24 protein-coding genes are annotated in these 24,708 nt (G+C 40.4%); 17 read left to right on the top strand and 7 right to left on the bottom strand.

The window, feature by feature from the left end; translation table 11 throughout:
• Nucleotides 1–4: 4 nt before the first annotated feature.
• A complete protein-coding gene (locus FZC40_RS03695; RefSeq protein WP_148602573.1) occupies nucleotides 5–577 on the bottom strand; it encodes a 5-formyltetrahydrofolate cyclo-ligase in 573 nt (190 codons plus the stop codon).
• 202 nt (nucleotides 578–779) lie between these two features.
• On the opposite strand from FZC40_RS03695, the gene FZC40_RS03690 reads away from it, so the two are divergent.
• Nucleotides 780–1,451, top strand: coding sequence for a DUF1638 domain-containing protein (locus FZC40_RS03690; protein ID WP_148602572.1), 672 nt, complete (start codon nucleotides 780–782; stop codon nucleotides 1,449–1,451).
• Nucleotides 1,452–1,455: 4 nt separating this feature from the next.
• On the opposite strand, the gene FZC40_RS03685 is transcribed toward FZC40_RS03690, so the two are convergent.
• Nucleotides 1,456–2,040: a DUF1836 domain-containing protein gene (locus tag FZC40_RS03685; protein WP_148602571.1), complete on the bottom strand. Its 585-nt coding sequence runs from the start codon at nucleotides 2,038–2,040 to the stop codon at nucleotides 1,456–1,458.
• 150 nt (nucleotides 2,041–2,190) lie between these two features.
• On the opposite strand from FZC40_RS03685, the gene trhA reads away from it, so the two are divergent.
• From trhA to FZC40_RS03670, 3 genes are all read left to right on the top strand, one after another.
• On the top strand, nucleotides 2,191–2,835 hold the full coding sequence (gene trhA / locus FZC40_RS03680) for a PAQR family membrane homeostasis protein TrhA (protein ID WP_186843640.1): 645 nt from the start codon (nucleotides 2,191–2,193) through the stop codon (nucleotides 2,833–2,835).
• A gap of 183 nt (nucleotides 2,836–3,018) precedes the next feature.
• Nucleotides 3,019–4,623 (top strand): CTP synthase, encoded by a 1,605-nt coding sequence (locus tag FZC40_RS03675; protein ID WP_148602570.1) that lies wholly within the window; start codon nucleotides 3,019–3,021, stop codon nucleotides 4,621–4,623.
• Nucleotides 4,624–4,978: 355 nt separating this feature from the next.
• Nucleotides 4,979–6,931, top strand: a complete 1,953-nt coding sequence (locus FZC40_RS03670; protein WP_148602569.1) for an NAD(+) synthase — start codon at nucleotides 4,979–4,981, stop codon at nucleotides 6,929–6,931.
• Nucleotides 6,932–6,972: 41 nt separating this feature from the next.
• On the opposite strand, the gene FZC40_RS03665 is transcribed toward FZC40_RS03670, so the two are convergent.
• Nucleotides 6,973–7,383: a helix-turn-helix domain-containing protein gene (locus FZC40_RS03665; RefSeq protein WP_148565511.1), complete on the bottom strand. Its 411-nt coding sequence runs from the start codon at nucleotides 7,381–7,383 to the stop codon at nucleotides 6,973–6,975.
• A gap of 253 nt (nucleotides 7,384–7,636) precedes the next feature.
• On the opposite strand from FZC40_RS03665, the gene FZC40_RS03660 reads away from it, so the two are divergent.
• Together FZC40_RS03660 and FZC40_RS03655 are read left to right on the top strand one after the other, a co-directional pair.
• Nucleotides 7,637–9,319, top strand: coding sequence for a DEAD/DEAH box helicase (locus FZC40_RS03660; protein ID WP_148602568.1), 1,683 nt, complete (start codon nucleotides 7,637–7,639; stop codon nucleotides 9,317–9,319).
• Between the two features lie 180 nt (nucleotides 9,320–9,499).
• Complete coding sequence (locus tag FZC40_RS03655; protein ID WP_243135741.1) at nucleotides 9,500–10,894, top strand: MATE family efflux transporter; 1,395 nt, start codon at nucleotides 9,500–9,502, stop codon at nucleotides 10,892–10,894.
• Nucleotides 10,895–10,951: 57 nt separating this feature from the next.
• Here the strand turns inward: FZC40_RS03655 and FZC40_RS03650 are convergent, their stop codons facing one another.
• Both FZC40_RS03650 and cysS read right to left on the bottom strand, forming a co-directional pair.
• On the bottom strand, nucleotides 10,952–11,407 hold the full coding sequence (locus tag FZC40_RS03650; RefSeq protein ID WP_148602567.1) for a Mini-ribonuclease 3: 456 nt from the start codon (nucleotides 11,405–11,407) through the stop codon (nucleotides 10,952–10,954).
• The gene (gene cysS / locus FZC40_RS03645; RefSeq protein WP_148602566.1) at nucleotides 11,392–12,789 is read right to left on the bottom strand and encodes a cysteine--tRNA ligase; all 1,398 of its coding nucleotides are present in this window, start codon (nucleotides 12,787–12,789) and stop codon (nucleotides 11,392–11,394) included. The genes FZC40_RS03650 and cysS overlap by 16 nt, the downstream gene beginning before the upstream one ends.
• Before the next feature lie 142 nt (nucleotides 12,790–12,931).
• Here cysS and FZC40_RS03640 point away from each other — a divergent pair, with 142 nt between their 5' ends.
• The 10 genes from FZC40_RS03640 to guaA all read left to right on the top strand — a co-directional run bounded on the left by FZC40_RS03640 (nucleotide 12,932) and on the right by guaA (nucleotide 22,869).
• The gene (locus FZC40_RS03640) at nucleotides 12,932–13,216 is read left to right on the top strand and encodes a YerC/YecD family TrpR-related protein (protein WP_148565515.1); all 285 of its coding nucleotides are present in this window, start codon (nucleotides 12,932–12,934) and stop codon (nucleotides 13,214–13,216) included.
• Between the two features lie 55 nt (nucleotides 13,217–13,271).
• Nucleotides 13,272–14,489 (top strand): pyridoxal phosphate-dependent aminotransferase, encoded by a 1,218-nt coding sequence (locus tag FZC40_RS03635; RefSeq protein WP_148602683.1) that lies wholly within the window; start codon nucleotides 13,272–13,274, stop codon nucleotides 14,487–14,489.
• 44 nt (nucleotides 14,490–14,533) lie between these two features.
• On the top strand, nucleotides 14,534–14,866 hold the full coding sequence (locus FZC40_RS03630) for a PspC domain-containing protein (protein ID WP_148602565.1): 333 nt from the start codon (nucleotides 14,534–14,536) through the stop codon (nucleotides 14,864–14,866).
• A complete protein-coding gene (gene tsaE, locus FZC40_RS03625; RefSeq protein ID WP_148602564.1) occupies nucleotides 14,866–15,327 on the top strand; it encodes a tRNA (adenosine(37)-N6)-threonylcarbamoyltransferase complex ATPase subunit type 1 TsaE in 462 nt (153 codons plus the stop codon). The genes FZC40_RS03630 and tsaE overlap by 1 nt, the downstream gene beginning before the upstream one ends.
• A 1-nt stretch (nucleotide 15,328) precedes the next feature.
• Complete coding sequence (ispD, locus tag FZC40_RS03620; RefSeq protein WP_148602563.1) at nucleotides 15,329–16,042, top strand: 2-C-methyl-D-erythritol 4-phosphate cytidylyltransferase; 714 nt, start codon at nucleotides 15,329–15,331, stop codon at nucleotides 16,040–16,042.
• Between the two features lie 271 nt (nucleotides 16,043–16,313).
• Nucleotides 16,314–17,276 carry a thiamine pyrophosphate-dependent dehydrogenase E1 component subunit alpha gene (locus tag FZC40_RS03615; protein ID WP_243135740.1) on the top strand — a complete coding sequence of 321 codons (963 nt, stop codon included), beginning with the start codon at nucleotides 16,314–16,316 and terminating at the stop codon, nucleotides 17,274–17,276.
• A 25-nt stretch (nucleotides 17,277–17,301) separates the two neighbouring features.
• On the top strand, nucleotides 17,302–18,288 hold the full coding sequence (locus FZC40_RS03610) for a pyruvate dehydrogenase complex E1 component subunit beta (RefSeq protein ID WP_148602682.1): 987 nt from the start codon (nucleotides 17,302–17,304) through the stop codon (nucleotides 18,286–18,288).
• 14 nt (nucleotides 18,289–18,302) lie between these two features.
• Complete coding sequence (locus tag FZC40_RS03605; RefSeq protein ID WP_148602561.1) at nucleotides 18,303–19,670, top strand: dihydrolipoamide acetyltransferase family protein; 1,368 nt, start codon at nucleotides 18,303–18,305, stop codon at nucleotides 19,668–19,670.
• Between the two features lie 184 nt (nucleotides 19,671–19,854).
• Entirely contained in the window at nucleotides 19,855–21,312 is a 1,458-nt protein-coding gene (gene guaB / locus FZC40_RS03600) for an IMP dehydrogenase (RefSeq protein ID WP_148602560.1), read from the top strand.
• 24 nt (nucleotides 21,313–21,336) lie between these two features.
• Nucleotides 21,337–22,869: a glutamine-hydrolyzing GMP synthase gene (gene guaA / locus FZC40_RS03595; RefSeq protein ID WP_279233307.1), complete on the top strand. Its 1,533-nt coding sequence runs from the start codon at nucleotides 21,337–21,339 to the stop codon at nucleotides 22,867–22,869.
• Nucleotides 22,870–23,361: 492 nt separating this feature from the next.
• On the opposite strand, the gene FZC40_RS03590 is transcribed toward guaA, so the two are convergent.
• Together FZC40_RS03590 and FZC40_RS03585 are read right to left on the bottom strand one after the other, a co-directional pair.
• The gene (locus FZC40_RS03590; RefSeq protein ID WP_243135738.1) at nucleotides 23,362–23,706 is read right to left on the bottom strand and encodes a hypothetical protein; all 345 of its coding nucleotides are present in this window, start codon (nucleotides 23,704–23,706) and stop codon (nucleotides 23,362–23,364) included.
• Nucleotides 23,693–23,926 carry a helix-turn-helix transcriptional regulator gene (locus FZC40_RS03585; RefSeq protein WP_148602558.1) on the bottom strand — a complete coding sequence of 78 codons (234 nt, stop codon included), beginning with the start codon at nucleotides 23,924–23,926 and terminating at the stop codon, nucleotides 23,693–23,695. Before FZC40_RS03585 ends, FZC40_RS03590 begins: the two co-directional genes overlap by 14 nt.
• Before the next feature lie 399 nt (nucleotides 23,927–24,325).
• Here FZC40_RS03585 and FZC40_RS17025 point away from each other — a divergent pair, with 399 nt between their 5' ends.
• A complete protein-coding gene (locus FZC40_RS17025; protein ID WP_170253793.1) occupies nucleotides 24,326–24,475 on the top strand; it encodes a hypothetical protein in 150 nt (49 codons plus the stop codon).
• Nucleotides 24,476–24,708 lie beyond the last annotated feature (233 nt).

The raw sequence follows: 24,708 nt of genomic DNA, 5'->3' as shown, positions 1-24,708 counted from the left end.
TTTATTAGTCCTCCTGAGTGGCACAACAGGTCTGACATTTTTCAGTAACCATGAAGTTGACGCTTTTATCATGTTCTTCCATGGGAATTTCAGCGAAAATAAAATCTTCCCGGATGAGCGCAACAGTAACACAATCATCGTTGATGGTTTCTAAAAACCGGTCATAATAACCGCCGCCAAAACCCATCCGGTGTCCGCAAGGGCTGAATGCACAACCAGGGACCATAACCAGATCAAGTTGTTTGGCATCGACAATCCGTAGGCAATCTTTACGCACTTCCAAGATGCCGTAATGACCTTCTTCCAGATCTGCGGGAAAGTTAACAATTTCTGATAAGGTGAGGGTATGATCAGGATTGCAAATGGGCACCACGATGTGTTTGCCATCAGCCAGGGCTTTTTTTATAAAATCATGCGTATAGATTTCTGTTCCAAAACTGACATAAGCCATGATCCAGTCAGCGTTTTTATAAAGATCGCTGGCTAAAAAATTATTGATGATTTTGGTATCGGTATCGGCGGAATAAATTTCTTTTCGCCGTGTTAATATTTCTTTTCGAAATAATGTTTTATCCATTTTTTTCTCCTCGTACTATAGATTTATTGACGATGCCATTATAACACAAAGTTCTGCATGGACAAAAAAATATCAAGAGGAAATTTTATCATAATATTGTCTTGAAAACAAAGAAAAGATGGTTATACTTGATGTTATAGAAGAAAAAAATTTCTTTATTAATGCTTTCGAAAAAGCTAACAGAAAAAGGTGCAAAATTTATATGAAAAGACTATTAATCGTTTGTGAAACCATACGTGATGAGGTTGAATTGGCAATGAAAAAGCAGGGTGTTGAGATGGAAACCGTTTGGATGCCAAATAATCTTCATGACTCTCCAGAGCGATTAAGAGATGCGCTACAGGTAGAAATAAATAAGGCCGAAGGGTATTATGATGAGCTTTTGTTCGCTTATGGCAACTGTGGCAATGGACTTTTAGGTTTAAAAAGTGAAAAAGCAACGATCATCATACCCAGGTACGGAGATTGTATTGATATTCTCTTGAGTGAAAAAGCTAACCTTGAGCGGATCCGGACGAACACATATTTTTTAACTCAGGGATGGCTGCGGGGTGATAAATCTTTAGATAAAGAGTACGAACATAACCTTAAAAAATATGGTGAAAAACGCGCAAAAATGGTTACGAACATTATGTTTAAGAATTACAAGAATCTGATGCTGATTGATACCGGTGCCTATGATGTTAAAGAGACTCTGCCACGGGTTAATGATATTGGAAAATTGATTGGACTAGAGGTGGTCATTAGCCAGGGAAATATTTCACCGTTAGAAAAACTTGTTTCGGGACAATGGGATGACGAATTTTGCGTGGTTTTGCCAGGGCGTCCAACCAGTAAAGATGATTTTGACGGAGTCGCCATAAGAAAAGCATAAGTATTTATTTGAGTAATTCATCGATTATTTTTTCGCCAAGCCGTTTATAATGAACCCCTGTTTGAAAAAGTAAAAGCGCCGTGAGAAGGGTATTCGTTTTTTCAATATCTTCTTCATTTAGCCACTCTCCAGAAATTGAAGGGGTGGTTTTTTCTTTGACAGCGGAAAAAATAGACTGCACCTCGGCGGGAAAGTCGGCGAGAAGTTGATCGTCACAGTCTAAATAAGTTTGATACAAGGCGTCAAGATATTGCGGGTCTTCCTGAACCGGGATCATTGAGAAAAGGGCCTCGATGTCGTCCATACTGGAAATCTGTTTTAGTTCATAGAGCAACACCATGAGAATAATATGATCCCGGGTATATTTCTTTTTTTCAGCAGGTTTTAGAAGCTTGTTTTTAGTATAATTATTGATCATTGTCTTTGTGAGGAGTTTGTCTTCCAGATGACGTTTTTTATGGGAAAGGTTTTGATCAAAAAGGGTGGTAAGCTGATCCATATATAAGCTGATGTTTGGAATACTGCTGAGTTCCATATGTTTTGTCAGTTCGAGTTCTGCTATTGCGGCTTTTAGCCATTGTTCGTTCATGATAGCTCCTTTGTAAGCGTTTCTTATTATAATAAACGAATAATACAAAAAAAACAATAGGCAAATTCATTTGACAGTTATTGCGCACATATGATATATTTAAAAAATAATATTACATGGTTATTGAAACTATGTATGAAAGGACGTATTATGAATCGATTTCGTGATCCGATTAATGCTTTAACCCATCTTATCGGGGGAATACTATCAGTGATAGGCATTATTGCCATGTTTTGGCTGATTATAGCAGAAAATAATGTGACTCCGCTGACCGTGACTTCAGTTCTTGCTTTTGGTCTCGGACTGATCTGTTTATATTTTACAAGTTTTACCTACCATGCCTCCCTTGGCAGTGAGGAGAAGGTCTTGCGTTTAAGAAAACTGGATCATTCCATGGTTTTTATTCTCATCGCAGGCAGTTACACACCATTTTGTCTGCTTTGTCTGACCGGGACCATGCGGATGGTAATGATGATCGCAATTTGGGGCGTGGCGATCCTTGGGATTGTACTCAAAGTGGCCTGGATTCAAATGCCTCGCTGGTTAGGGACGGCTTTATATATTTTCCTGGGATGGTTTGCATTATTTGTGTTAGTGCCTCTTTATTATGCCCTTTCCCTCGCTGGCTTTTTACTGTTAATTGGGGGTGGTGTGATGTACACGGTTGGCGGGGTTATCTATGCCATGAAAAAGCCGAATTTGTCAAAAGACTTTGGATTTCATGAATTATTTCATATTTTTGTAATTTTAGGATCGCTTTGTCATTTTATTTGCGTTTTTTTCTTTATTCTTTAGAAAAAAAATGCTATAATCAATGAGTAATTTAATTATGTAAGCAAATTCTTATTGTGATTTTATAAAAAGTTAGAATAGAATAATGTTATTAATTGCATCACTGCAAAAAAAAAACTCAATTTTTTGTGGTGATTTTTTATTGTAGAATAAAGAAAATGTAAAAGAAAAAGGAGCATGGAATTAATGCAAACAAAGTATATTTTTGTCACGGGTGGGGTAGTATCTTCGCTTGGAAAGGGTATTACAAGTGCCTCATTGGGACGACTGCTTAAAGCAAGAGGGCTTAAGGTATCCATTCAAAAATTCGATCCCTATTTGAATTTTGATCCCGGAACCATGAGTCCCTATCAGCATGGGGAAGTATTCGTTACCGATGACGGGGCGGAAACCGATTTGGATTTGGGACACTATGAACGTTTTACCGATGAAAATCTTTCCAAGTTCAGCAATGTAACGACAGGAAAAGTATATTGGAATGTTATTTCAAAAGAACGCCGCGGTGATTATCTGGGCGGAACGGTTCAAGTAATCCCGCACATTACGGACGAAATTAAAGATGGCATTCTCCGCGTAACGGAGTATAGTCATCCGGATGTGGTTATTACTGAAATTGGTGGAACCGTTGGGGACATTGAAAGTCTTCCATACCTGGAGGCCATTCGTCAGTTCCAGGGAGACCTGGGAGCCGAGAATGTATTGTATATTCATGTGACCCTGTTGCCTTACCTCAAAATGGCTGGAGAACTAAAAACGAAACCAACCCAGCATTCGGTAAAAGAACTGCGAAGCATTGGGATTCAACCGGATATTATCGTTCTTCGATCTGAAAAGGAAGTGGATGACAGCTTAAAAGGAAAGATATCGCTCTTCTGTAATGTTGATAAAAAATCGGTGGTTACCAATATCGATGCTGCTGAACTGTATGAAGTACCATTAATCCTTGAAAAAGAAGGTTTGGCACAATTGGTTTGTCAAAAACTGCATATCGAGTGCGGTGAACCGGATTTAAGAGAATGGAAAGATTTGGTTAAAAAAGCAAAAAGCCTTGAAAACAAAGTTACCATTGGCTTAGTCGGAAAATATGTTGAGCTGCATGACGCCTACCTGTCTGTTGCAGAAGCATTGCGCCACGGCGGTATTGGCAATAATTCTGAGGTTGTCATAAAATGGATTCATTCAGAAGACATCAATGAAGAAAATGTTGCCCGGATGTTAAAGGATTTAGACGGTATTCTGGTGCCGGGGGGCTTCGGTCATCGCGGTGTGGAAGGAAAGATTCATGCAATCCAGTACGCCCGTGAAAATAAGATTCCTTTTTTAGGCCTTTGTTTAGGGCTTCAGCTCGCAGTTGTTGAGTTTGCCAGAAATGTGGCAGGGCTTAAAGGGGCTCATAGTATTGAATTGGATCCAGAAACGCCTTATCCAGTGATTAATTTGATGGAAGAGCAAAAAAAGGTTATCAATATGGGTGGAACCATGCGCCTGGGATCTTATCCCTGTGAACTATTGGAAGGCTCTAAGGCCATGGAAGCCTATGGAGAGAAAAACATCAATGAGCGACATCGACATCGTTATGAAGTGAATGATGAATATCTTGAGATTCTTAGTGAAAAAGGCCTTGTTTTCTCCGGAATGTCACCTGATCGGGTTCTTGTTGAAATGATAGAAATTAAAGATCACCCTTGGTTTGTTGCAACCCAGGCACATCCAGAGTTCAAATCACGCCCAAACAAGCCACATCCGCTGTTCAAAAGCTTTATCAAAGCGGCCTTAGCAGCAAAAAAATAACGAACAAAAAAATCAAGATCCTAGATCTTGATTTTTTTTATGGCCAAAAACACAAGATGTATAAGTAAGATAAACTGTGGATAACTTTAATTCTGTTGATAAAAAGCGGGGGATATTGTGGACAACTCGCACTTTGCCTGTGGATACTGTTGATAAATCTGTTTAAAAGGTTTCAAAAGAACCAATAGAGCCAAAGTATGGGCGAAATATAGGAACACAAAACTGTGTATAAAAAAACAAGAATTAAGCACAGGCTGTGGAAAATAAAATAAGATTGTCATGAATCATAAATGGGGATATAATGAAAGACATTGATTGATATTCAATGAGAAATAAAAAATAAAAGGTGAAACAAATGCATAAATATGGTTTTGTCCGAACAGCTTGTGCTGTTCCTAAATTAAAATTGGCAGATTGTGAATATAATGTTGGTGAAATAATTTCATTGGCAACAACGGCCTTTAATCAAGGCATTGAGGTTTTGCTGTTTCCTGAACTTTGCCTCACCGGTTATACCTGCGGTGATTTGTTTTTCCAACGGGAGCTTCAAAAAAATGCGCTAAACGCTTTGGATCATTTATGCCGATGGTCAGACGGAAAAAAAATACTCATTGTGGTGGGGCTGCCATTAGTCATCGCCGGCAGTTTATACAATTGTTCGGCAGCCGTTAATGATGGCAGAATATTGGGAATTGTCCCTAAGACCTATATTCCCAATCATCAGGAATTTTATGAAAAACGTTGGTTTGCTTCTTCAAAAGCACTCATGCAAAGGGAAGTCACCATTGGTTCACAGACTGTTCCAATTGGTACAGACTTGCTGTTTAAAAATGCGCAGATGGAAGAATTTGTGATTGGAATAGAAATTTGCGAGGATTTATGGATGCCGATTCCGCCCGGGAGTTTTCATGCCTTAGCAGGTGCAACAGTTATATTGAATCCATCCGCCAGCAATGAAATTGTCGGGAAAAGTGATTATCGACGAGAATTAATTCGTTCTCAGTCGGGCCGATGTAATCTAGCATATTTGTATACGTCGGCTGGATTTGGAGAATCGACAAGCGATTTGGTTTTCGGCGGAAATGCCATCATTTGCGAGAAAGGCGTGTTACTTAAAGAACTGCCAAAATTTAATCTTGGAAATGAAATTTTAGTGGCAGACATTGATATTGAGTCGTTAATCCACGACCGCCAATCACAACATACTCTTTTAGATTCGATGGATTTAATTAAAGAGAAGCCTTATCGCAGCATCATCTTCGAAACGCAAGATCCAGAAGATTTTGAGGGAGACGTCAATCCTCATCCCTTTGTTCCCAGAGATCCAAATCGGCGCAGTGAACGATGCGAAGAAATATTTAATATCCAAACCATGGGATTAGCCAGTCGCCTAAAGCATATTGGAAATGCCCCCATGATCGTGGGGATATCAGGTGGCCTGGATTCCACGATGGCACTGCTGGTCTGTGTCAGTGTCTGTGATCGATTTAATATTTCCAGAGAAAAAATTCATGCGGTCACCATGCCGGGTTTTGGAACCACCGATCGAACTTACGATAATGCGGTTGCCTTAATTAAGGGGCTGGGAGCAACTTTTCATGAAATTTCCATTGTGGAGGCTTGCAAAGCACATTTTAAAGATATTGGACAGCCGATAACATTACACAATGTTACTTACGAAAATGCTCAGGCCAGAGAACGAACTCAAATTCTGATGGATTTATCAAACAAATTAGGTGGAATTGTCATTGGGACGGGAGATCTCTCGGAGTTGGCTCTTGGCTGGGCAACCTATAATGGCGATCACATGTCGATGTACAATGTGAATGCCAGTGTTCCTAAAACGCTCATTCGCTATTTGGTGGAATGGGTAGCCGAGCACTCTAAAGAAACTGAAATTCAAAAAATATTATATGATGTATTGGACACGCCGGTTTCACCGGAACTGTTGCCGCCGGATGAGAACGGCAAAATTGCCCAAAAAACTGAAGAAACCGTCGGTCCCTATGAATTGCACGATTTTTTCATTTTTCAAGTGGTGAGATATGGATTTTCACCAGAAAAAGTGTATTTTTTAGCCGGTAAAGCATTTGCAGGCGTTTATGAGGAAAAAATAATTTTTAAATGGTTGAAAAATTTTTATCAACGTTTTTTCAGCCAGCAGTTTAAACGATCGTGTTCGCCGGATGGTCCGAAGGTTGGATCAGTATCCTTTTCACCCCGGGGAGATTGGCGCATGCCTTCCGATGCCAGTGTAACCCAATGGCTGGGGAGTTTGAAGAAAATGGAGACAACAATCAAAAATTAGCAAAAAAAAGAGGCTGTTTTACAACAGTCTCTTCTAAATGTCTATTCCGTTTCTTTTTTTGAATAATGCTGAACCAGAACTTCGTGTTTGAAATTGATGAAATCCAAAATTTCCTTTTTTCCTTCGGCACTAACCATAGCATAACCGAAAAGTCCCAGCAGATCTTTCATCTCCATTGGTTTTGTCAGTTGCTCTGTCGAATTCAAAGAGCCTTCAGATTTAAGTTTTGCATCATTTAATGATGTGGGATTGTCGGTGCGGCAAAGAAGATAATCAACCGATACATCAAAATAATCTGCAATTTCAACAAGCAATTGATTTTCAGGAAGGTTTTTATCCTTCTCATACTTAGAAATTGAACTTTTGTTTAAATCAAAATGCTCAGCAAAATCCTGCTGGGTCATATCCCTGTTAATACGCAGTCGTTTTAATCGTGTTCCGAAAGTTGACATTGACTTCCTCCAATAATAATTATAGTTTTTAGATAAAAAACAAGTCACTCTTATTGAGATTGTTTCTTAAGCAGAGTATACACCATGTGTCTATCTTATGAATAGTATTTTTATTTGAATGTGCCAAACGAGAAACTAATTAAAATCCAATATGAATCAGAATCATTATTCCTTAAGTATAACAAAGCATTGCTTGTTCTTTTGTTTTGTTTGATGTATAATTAGACGTTATATATTCGAGAAAGGATACTAAATGAAATTTACAGAATTAGAGATTAATGAACAACTACTGCAAGGCATCGAAGCAATGGGCTTTGTAGACATGAGCGAAATCCAAGAGCAAGCGATACCGAAATTAATGATGGGAGGAGACCTCATTGGAAAATCGCAGACAGGAACAGGAAAAACTGTTGCGTTTGCTATTCCAGCCATTACAAAGCTTGACCCTACTATAAAAAAAGTACAAGTTTTAGTTCTTTGCCCAACCCGAGAGTTGGCGGTACAGGTCTCAGACGAATTTAAAAAAGTTTTAAAATTCCAAAAAGGTGTCAAGGTTTTACCTATTTATGGGGGAGCTTCGATTGAAGCACAACTTAGAGATCTTAAATCCGGAGTACAAATTGTCGTTGGTACACCAGGACGTGTAATGGACCATATGCGACGAAAGACATTAAAACTTAATGATATATCAATGGTTATTTTGGATGAAGCAGACGAAATGTTAAACATGGGATTCAGAGAGGATATTGAATTAATTCTTGATGAAATAGCACATGATATCCAGACCGCATTGTTTTCAGCAACAATGCCAAAACCGATTTTAAAAATTGCTGAAAAATATTTAAAGAATCCGACCCTGATTGAAATATCGCCTAAAAACATGGTTGCCCCAGGCATTGAACAAAAATACTTCAATATTAGCGACCATAATAAGTTTGAGGCATTGACTCGACTTTTAGAAGTGTATAAACCAAAACGATCACTGATCTTTTGCAACACCAAAAAATATGTCGATGACATCACTGACGATTTGAAAAAACTGGGTTACTCGGTCGATAAAATCCATGGTGATATGAGGCAGGTGTCCCGTATGGCAGTTCTGAAGCAGTTCAGCCGAGGACAAATTGAAATCCTGGTTGCGACTGATGTGGCGGCCCGAGGAATCGACGTTGATGATGTTGATATTGTATTCAATTATGACGTGCCGGACAATGAAGAGTATTATGTGCATCGTATTGGTCGAACCGGCCGGGCCGGGAAAAGCGGAATATCGTTAACCCTTGCCAGATCTCGTGACCAATTCAGACTCAAGAAAATTACGGACTACACGAAGAAAAGCATTGAACGCGGCCTGATTCCAACCAGCGAAGTCATCAATGATATTAAGATCGCTCATTTCCATGAACGATTTACAATACGCGCTGAAAAAGGCAATGGCAATAAAGGGACCTTAGATGTTTATGTTAAAATAGTTGAGGACCTTAAGGAAAAAGGCTACACGCCAGAAACCATTGCGGCGGTATTGCTTCAGTCACAATTGCCATTATCCGAAGCCGAAGATCTTAATGCCGTGGAAAGACGTCCAAGACGTTCTGAAAGCAGTCCGCGAAGAGATGGACGTGACAGCAGAGACGGTCGTGTTCGTCGTGAAGGCGGATCCCGAGAAGGTGGTTCTCACCGATCGGGTCCTGAAAAAACGAAACGTCTGTTTATCAGCGTAGGCGAAAAAGATAAGGCTCAGAAACGTGATATCTTAGGCGCTATCTGTGGAGAATGCGGTATTTCATCCTCTTCGGTTGGCAACATTGATATGTACGATAAATTTACATTTGTCGATGTCGATGAAGAACTGGCCAAAAAAGTTGAAAAAAAATTAAACGGTAAAATAATCAAAGACCGTAAGGTTAAAGTAGAAATATCTAAAAAGAAGAAATAAATTAGATTAATTAGATTGCAGACAAACTTTAGTTAAGGCTCATTTCTTATTGTTGTGTGTCTATCATGACGAACAGGGTTTCCCTGTTCGCTGTGAGGGATACAATATAGAAGAATATCATCCTTGAAAAGTTTGTCTTTTTACTTTCTATGTGGTCTCAATAAATATTTAGGAGGCTCAATGAGTCAAATGAAAGACACTCAAGTTAAAAAAGAAAATAAGCTGGGAGTCGTTCCCATTCCCCGGCTGCTTTTTTTAATGTCATTACCAGCAATTATTTCCATGCTTATTCAAGCCATGTACAATGTAGTAGACAGTATCTTTGTGGCACAAGTGGGGGAAGAAGCCTTAACCGCCGTTTCTCTTGCCTTTCCAGTCCAAATGATCATTATTTCCTGTTGTGTCGGAATGGGAGTCGGGATCAATTCGGCAATTTCAAGACGTTTGGGTGAGAAAAAAAATGATGAGGCTGCAAATGTAGCCGAACACGGATTTATTATTGCCATTATTCTATCACTAATCATCGTGGTGCTCGGCTTTTTTATTTCAGAAACGTTTATCAGTTTGTTTACGAATAACGAACTGATTATTTCGCAGGGGCGGGATTATCTTTTAATTGTTACGATGTTAAGTTTTGGAAGCATCATTACCCAGGCTGCTTTTGCGATGCTCCAGGGCTGTGGCGATATGATTAAACCGATGATCGGACAAATCCTCGGGGCGGTATTAAATACTATTCTCAATCCGATTCTTGTTTTTGGCTTGATTGGATTCCCAGCCTTAGGGGTAAGAGGTTCTGCGATTGCAACGGTAGTTGGACAGATTATAGGAATGATTTATATGCTTTTCGTCGTTTTCAAAGGCAAAAACAATTTGTTGAAACTGGATTTCAGATCATTTCATTATGATGGAAGCATTATCAAAGTTATCTTAAAGGTTGGTTTACCATCGGCGATTATGCAAGGTTTGGCATCCGTTATGATAACGTGTTATAATCTGATCCTAGCGACTTTTGGGATGTCGGCAGTGGCTGTTTTCGGTATTTATTTCAAGGTTCAGTCCTTCATTTTTATGCCAATATTCGGGTTGGCACAAGGTGCAATGCCTATTTTCGGATTTAATTTCGGAGCGAAAAATGAAAAGCGGTATCGGGAAACACTTAAGGTAGCAGCAACAATTGCACTGACTTTTATGTGTATTGGAACACTGGCTTTCTGGATTTTTCCGGCTCAAATCATGTCAGCCTTTAATCCTTCGGAAGAGATGATGACAATTGGCATTCATTGTCTCAGAACGATCAGCCTGGGGTTTCCGGTGGCTGGTGTGTCGATTATGATTGGCACAAGTTTTCAGGCCATTGGCAAGGCACATGTGAGTATGATCGCATCCTTTATCCGACAAATGATTTTTCTTTTGCCGGTTTCGTATTTGTTAGCTCATATCGGCGGGCTGAATCTGGTCTGGTATGGTTTTATTATGTCGGAAATTGTATGCTTGACTTACACCCTTTATATGTATCGACATTATCAAAGGACCATATTCAGTACCTGGGATCCAGTGGCTGCGATTTCATAAATAAGAAAAGAGCAATAAAAAGATCGCTTAAAAGAGAATTCTCTTTTAAGCGATCTTTTATTTTTTAGCAGCCAGCTGCCGATTAACGAGTTCGATGCTTTGGATAATCAAAGCATCGAGACGATCGGTTTCGCCGCTGAGATAAAGGTAACCGATTAGGGCTTCAAAACCGGTTGCATAACGATAATCAGACGCTTTGGCGTTTTTCGGAACCTGGGAGCTGGTGTTCCGACCGCGTTTAACGATCCGGTGTTCCGCTTCAGTCAGTTCGGGGATAAGGGCATGAATGACCAATGACTGGGCACTGGCTCTTACATATTTTACCGAGGTCTTGGTCATGAAATTTACATTCTGGTGGCCGCATCCAATTAGGTATTTTCGAATCGCATCCGAATAAATACCATCGCCAATGTAAGCCAAAGCCAAAGGATTCATGGCCGATGCCTGGGCATTGGTAAATGATTTATCCAGGGCTGATTTTATTGTTTCCAGGACGGTCAGGCTTTTTTCCATTTAACACCTTCACGCGTATCTTCAAGGACAATTCCCTTGGCCAGGAGTTCATCTCTGATTTCATCCGATCGTTTAAAATCTTTGGCTTTTCTGGCAGCCTGACGTTGTTCAATCAGCGCGGCAACCTCAGCATCAAGGTTTGTTTCTTTATCCTTAACCGCAAGTCCTAAAACATCGGTGAGTTCCCTAAAAATCGTTTGGCCGGCGAGAAGGGCTGGCTTCGACGAATGCTCATCAAGTGAAGAATTGAGATCTCGGACCAATTCGAAAATGACTGAAATGGCATCGGCCGTATTGATGTCATCTTCCATGGTTTCGATAAAGGCTTTTTTGTATTGATCCAGAGTGGCGATCCAAAGTTTTTCAGCTTCAGAAACCATGTTATTGGCGGCTTTTTCCAAAAGGAAAACCATTTGATATTTAGCGGTATAGAGCCGTTCAAGAGCCGTGGCGGCCTGTTGTAACAAGGCTTTGCTGAAATTGACCGGGCTTCGATAGTGGGCCATCAATAAAAACATTCTCACCGCTTCCAGGTCAAAGGTTTTGGCAATATCCCGGACCGTGAAAAAATTGCCTTTGGATTTTGACATTTTTTCATTGTCAATATTAATATAGCCATTATGCACCCAGTAGTTGGCAAATGGTTTGCCACAGGAACCTTCTGATTGGGCAATTTCATTTTCATGGTGGGGAAAAATCAGATCCTGACCGCCACCGTGGATATCAATGGTTTCACCCAAAAGTTTTTTAGACATGGCTGAACATTCAATATGCCAGCCTGGCCGGCCCTGGCCCCAAGGGCTTTCCCAGTAAGGTTCGCCTGCTTTTTTCTTTTTCCAAAGAGCAAAATCCAGAGGGCTTTTCTTTTCATCGTTGATATCAATGCGGGCACCCGATTTCAAATCATCAATGGATTGCTTTGAGAGTTTTCCGTATGCTTTAAACTGATCGACATGATAGTAGACATTGCCGTCAATATTGTAGGCGAGTCCTTTTTCTTCAAGGGTTTTGATCATGTCGATGATTTCAGGGATATGCTCGCTGACTTTAGGATGGGCCGATGCTCGATGGATGCCGAGAGCATCGGCATCCACAAAATATTCATGAATATATTTTTCTGAAACTTCTTTAGGAGTGATGCCTTCTTCATGGCTGCGATTGATAATTTTATCGTCAACATCGGTAAAGTTTTGAATAAAGGTCACCTCATAGCCGGTATATTCTAAAAAGCGGCGAAGGACATCAAATACGATAAACGGTCGGGCATTGCCAATATGAAAATAATTATATACGGTTGGGCCGCAGGCGTACATTCGCACCTTTCCCTTTTCGATCGGAATAAACGTTTCTTTTTTTTGTGTTAGGGTATTATATAATTTCATAAATTTTAACCTTTCATTTCATTTCTTAACTTGATTGTGTTATGATAATACATTATACACTAAAGATAAGATTAAGTGTCAATGGATAAAATTTTTTAGGAAGAAAATTTCTTTAATGATTAGGAAATGAAGAGGATGTTCCATGGAAGAAAAGACAAAGAGACATGTTTTGACACAGGCAATATTAGCTCTTGAAACTGAAGAAGAATGCAATCTGCTCTTTGAGGATCTCTGCACCATCAAAGAAATTGAAGATATGGCGCATCGTTTTGAGATCGCCTATTTATTGTCTCAGGGAAAAACTTTTATTGATGTGGAAAAAATTACCGGAGCAAGTTCGGCCACGATTAGCCGGGTAAACCGTTGTTTAAAACACGGGAAGGGTTATCGGAATGTCATTGAAAAAATGAAAAACATTGAAAAATAGTGTGTGTTGAAGTAATCTTATTTTAAATTTAATATTGAAGGAGTTGAGTGTAGTGATGAAAGCTGTAAAGAAGTCGAAGAAGTTGGACAACGTTTGTTATGATATTAGAGGACCGGTGGTTGACGAGGCGGACCGTATGGAACGGGCAGGCATTGACATTATTATGCTCAATACCGGGAACACCGCACCCTTTAATTTAATGGCACCGGATGAAATTATCAATGATTTGAAATATAACGTTAAAGATGCCGAAGGATATTCCAATTCTCAGGGGATTTTTTCTGCCCGTAAGGCCGTGGTTCATTATTATCAGACCAAGGGAATCATGGATTTAACCGTGGATGATGTGTTCTTGGGAAATGGGGCCAGTGAGCTGATTCTGTTTTGTATGCAGGCGCTTTTGAACAACGGCGATGAAGTATTGGTGCCCTGTCCGGATTATCCTTTATGGTCGGCTGCGGTCAACATCTCGGGAGGAACCGCCGTTTATTATACGTGTGATGAAGAATCAAAATGGTATCCCGATCTTGAAGATATGAAAAGCAAGATTACCCCAAACACCAAAGGGATTGTCGTGATCAATCCCAACAATCCCACCGGGGCTCTATATCCCAAAGAAATTTTGGAAGGGATTGTCAAACTGGCAGTTGAAAATGATTTGATCATTTTTGCCGATGAAGTCTATGATCGCATTCTTTATGATGAAGCAGTCCATATACCCTTGGCAACGCTGACGGATGAAGTCCTGGTTGTTACCCTTAATAGTCTATCAAAATCCCACCGCATTCCTGGGTTTAGAGTCGGCTGGATGATATTAACAGGGAACAAAGAAAATGCCAAAGATTATATTGAAGGGATAAAAATGCTTTCAAATATGCGGCTGTGTTCTAATGTGCCGGGACAGCATGTGATTCAGACCGCGCTGGGTGGGTATCAAAGCATGCAAGCCCTGCTTAAGCCCGGCGGACGTCTTTATGAACAGCGAAAGATTGTCTACGAACGGGTCAATGCCATTCCGGGTTTGTCCTGTACCAAGCCGGAAGCCGGCTTTTATACCTTCCCTAAAATTGATATCGCAAAATTCAACATTACCAGCGACACCCAATTCGCCGTGGATTTCTTAAAAGAAGAGCGCGTACTGATGGTTCAGGGATCTGGGTTTAATTGGCCCAATCAGGATCATTTTAGAATTGTCTTTTTACCGCATCCGGAACAGTTAACCGAAACAATGGATCGACTGGAACGATTCCTGGCCTCTTATAAACAGAAATAGGAATCATTTTTATAGAAAGAAAAGTTTGATAGATAGGAAGAAATATGAAAAAAAAGCGTTTGATGAGAAATAAAGAAAGTGGAATTATCGCCGGTGTTTGTGCGGGAATTGGTGACTATTGTCATGTTTCCCCATGGATATTCAGGATCCTGTTTATTCTGCCGGTGCTGCCGTTTATTTTTACCTTTATGGCTGGCATTTTCAGTATCGTTATTTATGTTCTTCTTGCTATTCTGCTCCCGGATAAACAACGGATTGAAGAACAGAATGTGGTTGAAGTTGAGTACGAAATAATTGATGACAACGACAACGATGAGGCTAAGGTTGAGGATGCAGAGGATTTTAGTGATGAACCATCAGAAAAGGATCAACAGTAATGCTAACCAAAACAATTAAAACAAAATCAAGCCAGGAAACCTATGATTTTGGGAAACATTTGGGGGAAGCACTCGGCTTCCCCCTGGTTATTTTTTTACGCGGTGAAATGGGCGCTGGGAAAACGGTTTTTGCCAAAGGCTTTGTTAAGGGAATGGGAATCGATGATGAAGTCACTAGTCCAACCTATACCATTGTAAATGAGTATGGAGATCCGCCCCGAGTTTTTCATTTTGATTTGTACCGACTTCAAGATGGCGGAGAACTTTATGAAATGGGCTTTGAAGATTACCTCAATCAGGAGGGAACCCTTATTTTGGAGTGGCCGGATTTGCTGCTTGATGATTCGTTTGAACACAAGCTGGAGATTACCTTAAAATCCGATTTTCGTTCCCCAGATGATAGAGAAATTATTTTAGCGACAAGTGATGCTAAAATAGAACAACTTTTAAGTGACTGCTGAGATGGCAAATAAGGAAAGACTTTTTACCAGCGTCATCATTCCGGCGGCAGGTCAGGGGCGCCGGATGAACGCGACGATAAATAAGCCGTATTTAGCAATCAATGGCAAACCAATTTTAGCCTACACCTTGGATGTTTTTGAGAAATGTCCGCTGATTGATGAAATTATCGTCGTTATTAATAAAGACGAGTTTGAAATTTGCCGGCAGGAGGTTTTGAAACCCTTTCATTATAAGAAAATTAAGCTGGTTGAAGGCGGAACAACCAGACAAAAATCGGTTTATAATGGGCTGCTGGCAGTCAATCCCCAAACCGGTATTGTCATGACTCATGATGGCGCCAGACCGATGATAGAAGAGTCGGTTATTGTTAAGAGTATTCATGACACCATGGAATATAAGGCAACAGTGGTGGGGGTTCCAGCGAAGAACACCATCAAAGTGATTAACGCTGAAGGCTTTGTGGAATACACCCCAAACAGAGATTATCTGGTGGAAATACAAACACCTCAGACTTTTGCATATGCCCTATTAAAAGAAGCTCATGAAAGAGCCATTGAATTAGGCATCGAAGGAACAGACGATGCTTTTCTGGTTGAACACCTTAATTGCCCGGTAAAAATTGTGATCGGGCATTACACCAATATCAAAATTACCACACCAGAAGACTTAATCATTGCAGAAGCGATCATCAAACGATTTCAAAAAGATGTCTGATCAAACCGGAAAAATTAAGAGTTTATTAAACAAATAAAAGAATGAGTCTAAAATAGTCATTATTTGACATAGTTTTGGCTTCATTCTTTATTTATTGGAAAAAAAAAGCTATAATGAACCTAGGTTAGTTACCGCAGAAAATCGACAAATCTAAGTTTTATGGCTGGCATTACATGTTAAGATTAGGTTTGGTATTTTACCCTGTCGACAATCACTAATAAATAAAAATGATTCACCATTTTGAACAGATTGTGAAAATATGGAGGAAACCATGATTGAACTATCAGAAGAGATTCTATTAAGAATGTATTATAAAATGAACCAGGCCCGATTTTTTGAAGAAAAAGTTGAGGATCTTTTTGAAAAAGGACTTATTTATGAAACAACCTATCTTTCGAAAGGGGAAGAAGCAACCGGTGTTGTTTCCTGTTTAGCGCTTGAAAAAGGAGATTTAACATCTTTGACCCATCGCGGACATTCTCAAGCGATTGGTTTTGGCCTGGATGTTAACATGATGATGGCAGAGCTGCTGGGAAAATCTACCGGTTATTGTAAGGGCAAGGGTGGCTCTCTGCATATTGCTGATGTGGAAAACGGAAACATTGGTGCCAATGGTATTGTTGGAGGTGGATTCACTTTGTCGTGCGGTGCGGCATTGACCCAGAAATACAAAAAAACGGGAAAAGTTGTTTTGTGTTTTGCTGGTGATGGTGCTACAAATGAAGGAAGTTTTCACGAAGCCCTGAATCTTGCATCGGTTTGGAAACTGCCGATTGTATTTTTGATTGAAAACAATCTTTACGGGATGTCGATGCCGGTCTCAAAACATATGAATATTGAGAATATTTCAGATCGAAGTGCAAGTTATAATATTCCCGGACTGACAATTGATGGAACTGATTTTCTGGAGATTTACGATGTCATGACAAAATCTTTGCGCTATGCCCGAGCAGGCCGAGGACCGGTGCTGGTTGAAGCAAAAACATATCGTTACAATGGCCATTCGAGCAGTGATGCCCAGGTGTATCGAAACAAAGAAGAGGTTCAGAAATGGCAGAAAAAAGATCCACTGATTAGATTCGTAAACTATCTCCACGAAAATCGAGTCTTTACGGATAAGCAGATACAAACTATCGAAGATGAAGCGAAAACCTCCATTGAACATGCGGTAGAATTTGCAATGGAAAGTCCAGAACCTGAGATTACAACAGTTTTAGAAGACATATATGCGTGAGGGGTTAGTAATGGAAATAAATGAAATGAAAAAAATGACTTATCGCGACGCGATCCGGTTGGGTATGACTGAAGAAATGCGGCGAGATGATGATGTCATCTTTTTAGGTGAGGACATTGGTCTTTATGGCGGGGCTTTTGGTTTATCCGAAGGCATGCTTGATGAGTTTGGAGAAGCGCGAGTTATGGATACCCCGATAACAGAAGCCGCCATTGTCGGTACTGCCGTTGGGGCAGCAGCAACAGGATTAAGACCGGTTTGTGAAATGATGTTTATGGACTTTGTCACCATGGGCATGGATGCTTTGGTCAACCAGGGCGCTAAGATGCATTATATGTTTGGGGGACAAGCAGCGGTTCCCATGGTTTTGCGGTTACCGGCCGGTTCAGGAAGCGGGGCTGGAGCTCAGCACTCGCAGAGTCTGGAAGCCTGGTTGTGCCATGTCCCGGGCTTAAAGGTGGTAACACCGTCCACACCGGCCCAGGCAAAAGGTTTGATCAAAGCGGCTATTCGGGATAATAACCCCGTCTGTTTTATCGAGCATAAGATGCTTTATAAAATGGAGGGCTTGGTTCCGGTGGATGATGAGTTTACAATTGAGATCGGAAAAACGTTTATTGAACGGCCGGGCAAGGATGTGACGATTGTCACTTATGGGACACTTCTTCACAAAGCCATTGAGGCCGCTGAGTTTTTGGCGGAAGAAGGGATTGAAGTGGAAATCATAAATCCAGTCACCCTTTATCCCATGGATATGAAGCCGATTGTCGAATCGGTGATCAAAACAGGGCGTTTAATCGTGGCCCATGAAGCATCAAAAACAGGTGGAGTTGGCGGAGAAATTGTGGCTAGAGTTGTTGAAAGTGAAGCTTTCGACTATCTGAATGCCCCAATTATTCGACTCGGTGGATTAGACGTTCCGATTCCCTATAACAAAGAATTAGAGGCAGCAGTGGTACCACAAAGAAATGATTTTGTTCATGGGGTATATCGCCTGCTTAATCGGGAATAGGGAGTAAGAATATTATGGAAAAAGAAGTAATATTACCGATTGAAAAATCAAGTAGTTCAGAAATTATTGCCGAAAAACCTATAGAAGCGGTGGCAGCCAATATTACGGGGGAACCAGAGGCAGCAGAAAAATCAGCAAAAGAATTACTGCCAAATCCGAATCAAGCGCAAATCCAAGATGAAATAGAGCTAAAACCGGAAACTGATCCGAGATTGGAAAAAGTAAGGGCGACGCCGGCGGCCCGACGAGTGGCAAGAGAACATCATATCGACATTCAAACGATTCCGGGTTCGGGACCGAATGGGCGGATTCAAATCGAAGATGTCAAAAGGATGGTGGTTTTTTCTCCCGGCCATTCCGGCTACAGTTCCCCGGAAACGGCGGTTATCGGCACCGCATTGGAAGAAATCATCGGGAATCCTGAAAATGTATTTTCAGATCCTGTAAAGGAAGAGATAAAAGAAGATAAATCTGAAAAGAGGGAAACTAAAATCAAGAAACCAGTAGCTATGAAACCAGCGGCCAGGAATAATAAATCCGAAATGATTCCAAATCCGGAACTGGATTTTGTCCCATTCGTGGAAGGTGAGGTTGAACCGTTACGAGAAGAGATTATTGTAAAATCGGTGCCCCTGAGTTCTCTTGAAAAAACGTCTTTCGAAAAAACTGTTCCTGAAAAAAATGAAAAGCAACTGGAAAATAAAACGATCCTTACTGAAATACGGAAGGATATCGCCGAGCGAATGGTTAGAAGCAATTTAGAAACGGCCGTTATTACGCTTACCACCGAAATAGATATGACGGAAGTCAAAGATCTCAGAAAGAAGATCTCAAAGAAAATTGAATCGCAGGCTCACTTTCGTTGTACCTATACCGATTTTCTGTTAATGGCAACGGCCCGGGCATTAATGAAACAGCCAATTATTAACAGCAGTTTTGAAAATGATGAGATCATTCCTCATGCTTATGTGAATTTGGGATTTGCTGTTGATACGGATGACGAAATGATTATTCCGGTGATTAAAAATGCCCAAGATATGAGTTTTGTTGAAATGGTGAAGCATCGTGGCGAAACGTTAAAGTCTATAAAGAATAAGTATTACACCCCGGAAGATCTCGAAGGCAGCACGTTCACGATCACGAATCTTGGCATGTATGGCATCCTGGAGTTCAGCGCTATTATCAATCAACCCAACGGCGCCATTCTCAGTGTCGGCGAGGTGGTTCAACGGGTGCGTGTGCATCAGGGCGAGGCCGTAATCCGATCGGTAATGAAAATCAGCCTGAATCTTGATCGCCGCGTAGCCGACGGGATGGCGGGTGCAAAATTTTTGCAGGATGTTAAAGCGGATATGGAAAATCCATCACTGTTATTGTTTTAGAATGCAAGATGAGAAAAGATAACGTTACCAGAAAAATAATCATTGTCACATTTAAGCCAGTTGTGTTAGACTAAAAACAGAATATAAGATTACTGAAGATACGCGAAGCAGATGAAAAGCATGGCCAATTGTCTGCTTTTTTTGCATCTAAACGAAAGTTTGAATTTGAAAGGAGTTACACAGTTTGGAGAAAATATTAAAAGAAGGAATCACATTTGATGATGTCCTGTTGATCCCTGCAAAATCAGAAGTGTTACCAAGTGATGTAAACACCGGCACCCGACTTACAAAGAATATTTCATTGAATATTCCCATTATGAGTGCCGGAATGGACACCGTTACAGAAGCACGATTGGCGATAGCCATGGCCAGAGAAGGCGGAATCGGAATTATTCATAAGAACATGACGATTAAAGCGCAGGCGTTTGAGATAGACCAAGTTAAACGTTCAGAAAATGGCGTCATCGTCGATCCGTTTTATCTATCGCCAGAGCACTGCATTGGCGATGCATTGGAGCTGATGGCCCGCTATCGGATTTCCGGAGTTCCCATCACGGTAGAAGGTAAACTGGTCGGGATTATTACAAACCGGGATTTGCGCTTTGAAAATGACCCCACAAAGAAGATCAAAGATGCCATGACGAAAGATAAACTGATAACAGCGGAAGAAGGTACGACCCTCGAAAAAGCTGAAGCTATTTTAAAACAATACAAAATTGAAAAACTTCCAATCGTGGATGAAGACAACAATCTTAAAGGTCTGATCACCATTAAAGATATCGAAAAGAGCATTAAATATCCAAACGCCGCAAAGGATTCCCGCGGACGCTTGCTGGTTGGCGGTGCAGTTGGCGTTACCGGTAACACCTTTGAACGAGTGGAAGCGCTGGTTAATGCGCAAGTTGATGTCATCGTTGTTGATACGGCTCACGGACATTCTGCCGGGGTTGTCAGAACCGTTAAGCAAATTAAAAATAAATTCCCGGAGCTGCAACTGATTGTTGGAAATATTGCCACTGGAGCAGCGGCCAAAGATCTTATCGAAGCAGGCGTAGATGCTCTCAAAGTGGGGATTGGACCTGGTTCCATCTGTACAACCCGTGTGGTTGCCGGGATTGGTGTTCCTCAGATTACGGCTATTATAGACGTTGTTGAGGTTGCTAATGAGTATGGCATTCCGGTTATTGCCGATGGCGGGATAAAATATTCGGGCGATGTTGTAAAAGCGATTGGTGCAGGTGCCGACGTGGTTATGATTGGCAGTCTGTTTGCCGGTACCGATGAAAGTCCGGGAGAAACCATCATTTATCAAGGCAGATCCTTTAAAACCTACCGTGGTATGGGGTCTCTTGGGGCGATGAAAGACGGCAGTTCTGATCGATACTTCCAGGAAGGTGCAAAGAAATTGGTGCCTGAAGGGGTTGAAGGTAAGGTTCCTTATAAAGGCAGCCTTGCCGATACCGTCTTTCAATTAGTTGGCGGATTGCGTTCCGGGATGGGATATTGTGGCGCTGCAACCATCAAAGATTTGCGAGAAAAATCACAATTTGTAAAAATTACCAGTGCCGGACTGATTGAAAGTCATCCCCATGATATATCGATTACTAAAGAATCACCAAATTATAATAGCGCTCAAGTTTAAGGAGTATTTATGAAAAAAAAGCAAGTGCACAGTGAAGTTATTCTCATTGTAGATTTTGGAGCACAGTACAATCAGCTTATTGCCAGACGAGTTCGAGAAGCCAGAGTTTACTCTGAAGTGGTTCCTTATGATATAACCCCGGAAGCAATTCTGGCAAAAAATCCCAAGGGCATTATTTTCACAGGTGGACCATCGAGTGTCCACGAACCGGGTGCACCTGAATGTGATCCCAGAATTTATGAACTCGGCATTCCGATTCTAGGAATTTGCTACGGAGCTCAGTTAATGGTTGAACAACTAAAAGGGCATACCGAAGGCGCAGATATAAGAGAATATGGAAAGAAAGCACTCACTATAAACGAAAACAGCCTTCTTTTTAAAGATATTCCCAATCAGTCAACCTGTTGGATGAGTCATACCAATTATATCAAAGAAATTCCAGCAGGATTTACCATTACGGCGACCACCGAAACGTGTCCTACCGGAGCCTTGGAATGTCAGAAACGAAAGCTCTATGCCGTTCAGTTTCATCCGGAAGTTGAACATACCCAATACGGAAAAGAAGTCTTGAACAATTTTGTTTATGATATTTGCGGATGTCAGGGACTCTGGACTATGGAAAACTTTGCCCAGGAACAGATCGAAGCGATAAAAGAACAGGTTGGAGATCGACGGGTTCTCTGTGCACTCAGCGGCGGCGTTGATTCATCGGTTGCGGCAACCCTGGTATACAAAGCCATTGGTGATAAGCTCACCTGTATTTTTGTTGATCATGGCTTGCTAAGAAAGGATGAAGGGGATCAGGTCGAAACGATTTTCAAAAATCGTTTCAATATGAACTTTATCCGCGTGAATTGCGAAGATCGATTCCTTGAGAAATTGGCAGGCGTCAGCGATCCGGAGAAAAAAAGAAAAATCATTGGAGAAGAATTTATCCGGGTGTTCGAGGAAGAATCAAGTAAGCTTAATGATATTGATTTTCTGCTCCAGGGAACCATTTATCCAGATGTCATTGAAAGCGGCACTAAAAATGCCGCCGTGATCAAGAGTCATCACAACGTCGGCGGACTGCCAGACGATGTGGATTTTGAACTCATCGAACCGCTGAGAAATCTATTCAAAGACGAAGTCCGAGCCGTTGGTGAAGAACTGGGCCTGGATCATGATTTGGTCTGGCGTCAGCCTTTTCCGGGACCGGGACTTGCCATTCGGATCATTGGAGATGTGACCAAAGAAAAGCTGAATATTTTAAAAGAAGCCGATTATGTCTTCCGTGATGAAATTGCCAAAGTCGGTTTGAACGAAAAAATCTGGCAATACTTTGCTGTACTCCCGGGAAACCGAAGCGTTGGTGTTATGGGAGATGAACGGACCTACGATTATACCATTGGTTTAAGAGCGGTTACCTCAGTTGATGGAATGACCTCCGACTGGGCCAGAATCCCTTTTGACGTGCTGGAAAGCATCTCGAACCGGATTGTCAACGAGGTTAAACATGTGAATCGTATTGTTTATGACATCACTTCAAAACCGCCTAGTACGATCGAGTGGGAGTGATAGGGATTGTTAAAGGGCAATATACTTTATCCTTAAAAGGGCAAAAAAGTATATCGTCAACAACTAAATAAAAAGTAGCAGAGACCATAAGATGAGTCCAAATATTCCTCATCTTACGGTCTCTTTTATTTTTATTTCATAGTAGCCGAAAGCCTTGTAAAGTCAACGCTTTTAATGATTATTGAATACACGAACCTAAGAGCTTAATCATGGCTTTTGTTGGTCAAGGGCAAAGACCTGAATCCCCAAGCAGAAGATAAAGAGAATTGCCTTTTCGAGGATGAAGGGATTTACCCTTGAACAGGAAAGACAACAAAACACTTTTCTAACCAGATTGCAATGGTTAGAAAAGTGTTTATTTTTTGCCAATTGAGTTTAGTTTAGGTGCAAACATTTATTTGATTATTATGGAAGCAGCTGTTATTCAAGTCAGTCACATCATTCAAACTAAATTACAACATAATGAATATTCTAATGGAAGAAACTGAACAATCAATATTTGACGCTTGTAATCATAAAGGTAATTAGAGCACAAAGACTTATAAAAACCATAAGGAAAAGAAGGCTTTTAGATTTAGATTCAGAGTTGAAAATAACTCTGTTTTTGACTTGATAAACAGTAGAGATAATACTTCCGATAATTACGATAAGCATCAAATCCCAATTTGAATCTAAAAATGGAATATTTAGATTTAATCCTCGAATGAAAACATCAATTAGTACTGCAAACAACATAAAACGTCCTGTATATGCATCACCTTGATATACTACAGCTTTGGTTCTTTCATCAACAACACCATACATAGGGATATCTTTTCCTTGTTTATTGTTTTTCATTATTATCATCCTCCTCAAGATAGAATAAGTCCTCAACTTTTTTCTGTAAGCATTTTGAAAGAATTAAAGAAAGTTTAGTTGTTGGACAGTATTGACCAGTTTCAATGGAACCTATTGTTTGTCTAGATACACCAGCCAATTTTGCAAGTTGTTCTTGCGAGATATTAATTTCAGCACGTGAAACTTTCAATCGATTTTTAAACTTTATATTATCATTCAAGAAAATACCTCCTTCATTAATTTGAGTATAGCATAGAAGAAATTGGATGTCAAGTGTACTTTGCATTATGCAAAGTGTAGTTGCCATTTACAGCTGCCCATTGAATTAATTGTTGGAGAACTTTTATTGTGATTATTTACGTAACACTGGTAAAAAACGATAACGTAGGTGGTAAGAATATTGAATTGGTTCTGGAAAAACGTGCTTTGAAATATCGGAAAGCGCGCAACTATTTAAATAGGATATTCACATAGCAGAGAGGGCCATTGTTATTCGGCTTTTCTGCAAGAATCCCTTAAAACAGACCCGGAATAGCTAACAATTGAAAACAACGTTGCCAAATATAACACAATTCGCTAGGGATATGATATCATTTAGTGATTGAAAGGAAGTGATAAAATGAAAATCAGTAAAGAAGATAAAATCAGAATAATAATTGAAGACTTAGAAGAAATCATAACGATTCCCACAAATAAAGAGGACCAGGTGAAGGATGTCCTTCGGAAATCTTTGAGAACCATCGAAGACAAAGAAAACAAAGAGATTTAAAAAAACTGATTTTTGAACAATCATAGCTACTTATTTATTTGAGAGAAGGGAAAATTACGATAGACCGAGACCGTTTCAAAATTCGTGTCAACCTCCAAACTGATGTAGCATAAAATCAGTTTGGAGGTATTTTATGAAGAAGAGCTGAAAGTCCTGAGAAGCAGCGAAAAAAGGCTTAAAATATATTTAGTAAATATGTTCTAGTTAATTTAAATCTTGAATGTAAAAAAAGC

It is taken from the genome of Acetobacterium tundrae (assembly GCF_008086615.1).
GTDB classification, from domain to species: Bacteria; Bacillota; Clostridia; order Eubacteriales; family Eubacteriaceae; genus Acetobacterium; species Acetobacterium tundrae.
The sequence above is the reverse complement of the archived record's forward strand: the minus strand, read 5'-3'. Positions and strand labels throughout refer to the sequence as shown.

Coding starts and splice junctions, on each gene's coding strand:
- FZC40_RS03605 (WP_148602561.1), top strand. CDS start 18,303: ATGGAAAAAGAAGTAATATTACCGATTGAAAAATCAAGTAGTTCAGAA.
- FZC40_RS03615 (WP_243135740.1), top strand. CDS start 16,314: ATGATTGAACTATCAGAAGAGATTCTATTAAGAATGTATTATAAAATG.
- FZC40_RS03610 (WP_148602682.1), top strand. CDS start 17,302: ATGAAAAAAATGACTTATCGCGACGCGATCCGGTTGGGTATGACTGAA.
- FZC40_RS03640 (WP_148565515.1), top strand. CDS start 12,932: ATGGAAGAAAAGACAAAGAGACATGTTTTGACACAGGCAATATTAGCT.
- FZC40_RS03590 (WP_243135738.1), bottom strand. CDS start 23,706: ATGAAAAACAATAAACAAGGAAAAGATATCCCTATGTATGGTGTTGTT.
- FZC40_RS03635 (WP_148602683.1), top strand. CDS start 13,272: ATGAAAGCTGTAAAGAAGTCGAAGAAGTTGGACAACGTTTGTTATGAT.
- FZC40_RS03665 (WP_148565511.1), bottom strand. CDS start 7,383: ATGTCAACTTTCGGAACACGATTAAAACGACTGCGTATTAACAGGGAT.
- FZC40_RS03685 (WP_148602571.1), bottom strand. CDS start 2,040: ATGAACGAACAATGGCTAAAAGCCGCAATAGCAGAACTCGAACTGACA.
- ispD (WP_148602563.1), top strand. CDS start 15,329: ATGGCAAATAAGGAAAGACTTTTTACCAGCGTCATCATTCCGGCGGCA.
- FZC40_RS03695 (WP_148602573.1), bottom strand. CDS start 577: ATGGATAAAACATTATTTCGAAAAGAAATATTAACACGGCGAAAAGAA.
- FZC40_RS03675 (WP_148602570.1), top strand. CDS start 3,019: ATGCAAACAAAGTATATTTTTGTCACGGGTGGGGTAGTATCTTCGCTT.
- trhA (WP_186843640.1), top strand. CDS start 2,191: ATGAATCGATTTCGTGATCCGATTAATGCTTTAACCCATCTTATCGGG.
- FZC40_RS03660 (WP_148602568.1), top strand. CDS start 7,637: ATGAAATTTACAGAATTAGAGATTAATGAACAACTACTGCAAGGCATC.
- tsaE (WP_148602564.1), top strand. CDS start 14,866: ATGCTAACCAAAACAATTAAAACAAAATCAAGCCAGGAAACCTATGAT.
- FZC40_RS03655 (WP_243135741.1), top strand. CDS start 9,500: ATGAGTCAAATGAAAGACACTCAAGTTAAAAAAGAAAATAAGCTGGGA.
- FZC40_RS03690 (WP_148602572.1), top strand. CDS start 780: ATGAAAAGACTATTAATCGTTTGTGAAACCATACGTGATGAGGTTGAA.
- FZC40_RS17025 (WP_170253793.1), top strand. CDS start 24,326: ATGAAAATCAGTAAAGAAGATAAAATCAGAATAATAATTGAAGACTTA.
- cysS (WP_148602566.1), bottom strand. CDS start 12,789: ATGAAATTATATAATACCCTAACACAAAAAAAAGAAACGTTTATTCCG.
- FZC40_RS03630 (WP_148602565.1), top strand. CDS start 14,534: ATGAAAAAAAAGCGTTTGATGAGAAATAAAGAAAGTGGAATTATCGCC.
- FZC40_RS03670 (WP_148602569.1), top strand. CDS start 4,979: ATGCATAAATATGGTTTTGTCCGAACAGCTTGTGCTGTTCCTAAATTA.
- FZC40_RS03650 (WP_148602567.1), bottom strand. CDS start 11,407: ATGGAAAAAAGCCTGACCGTCCTGGAAACAATAAAATCAGCCCTGGAT.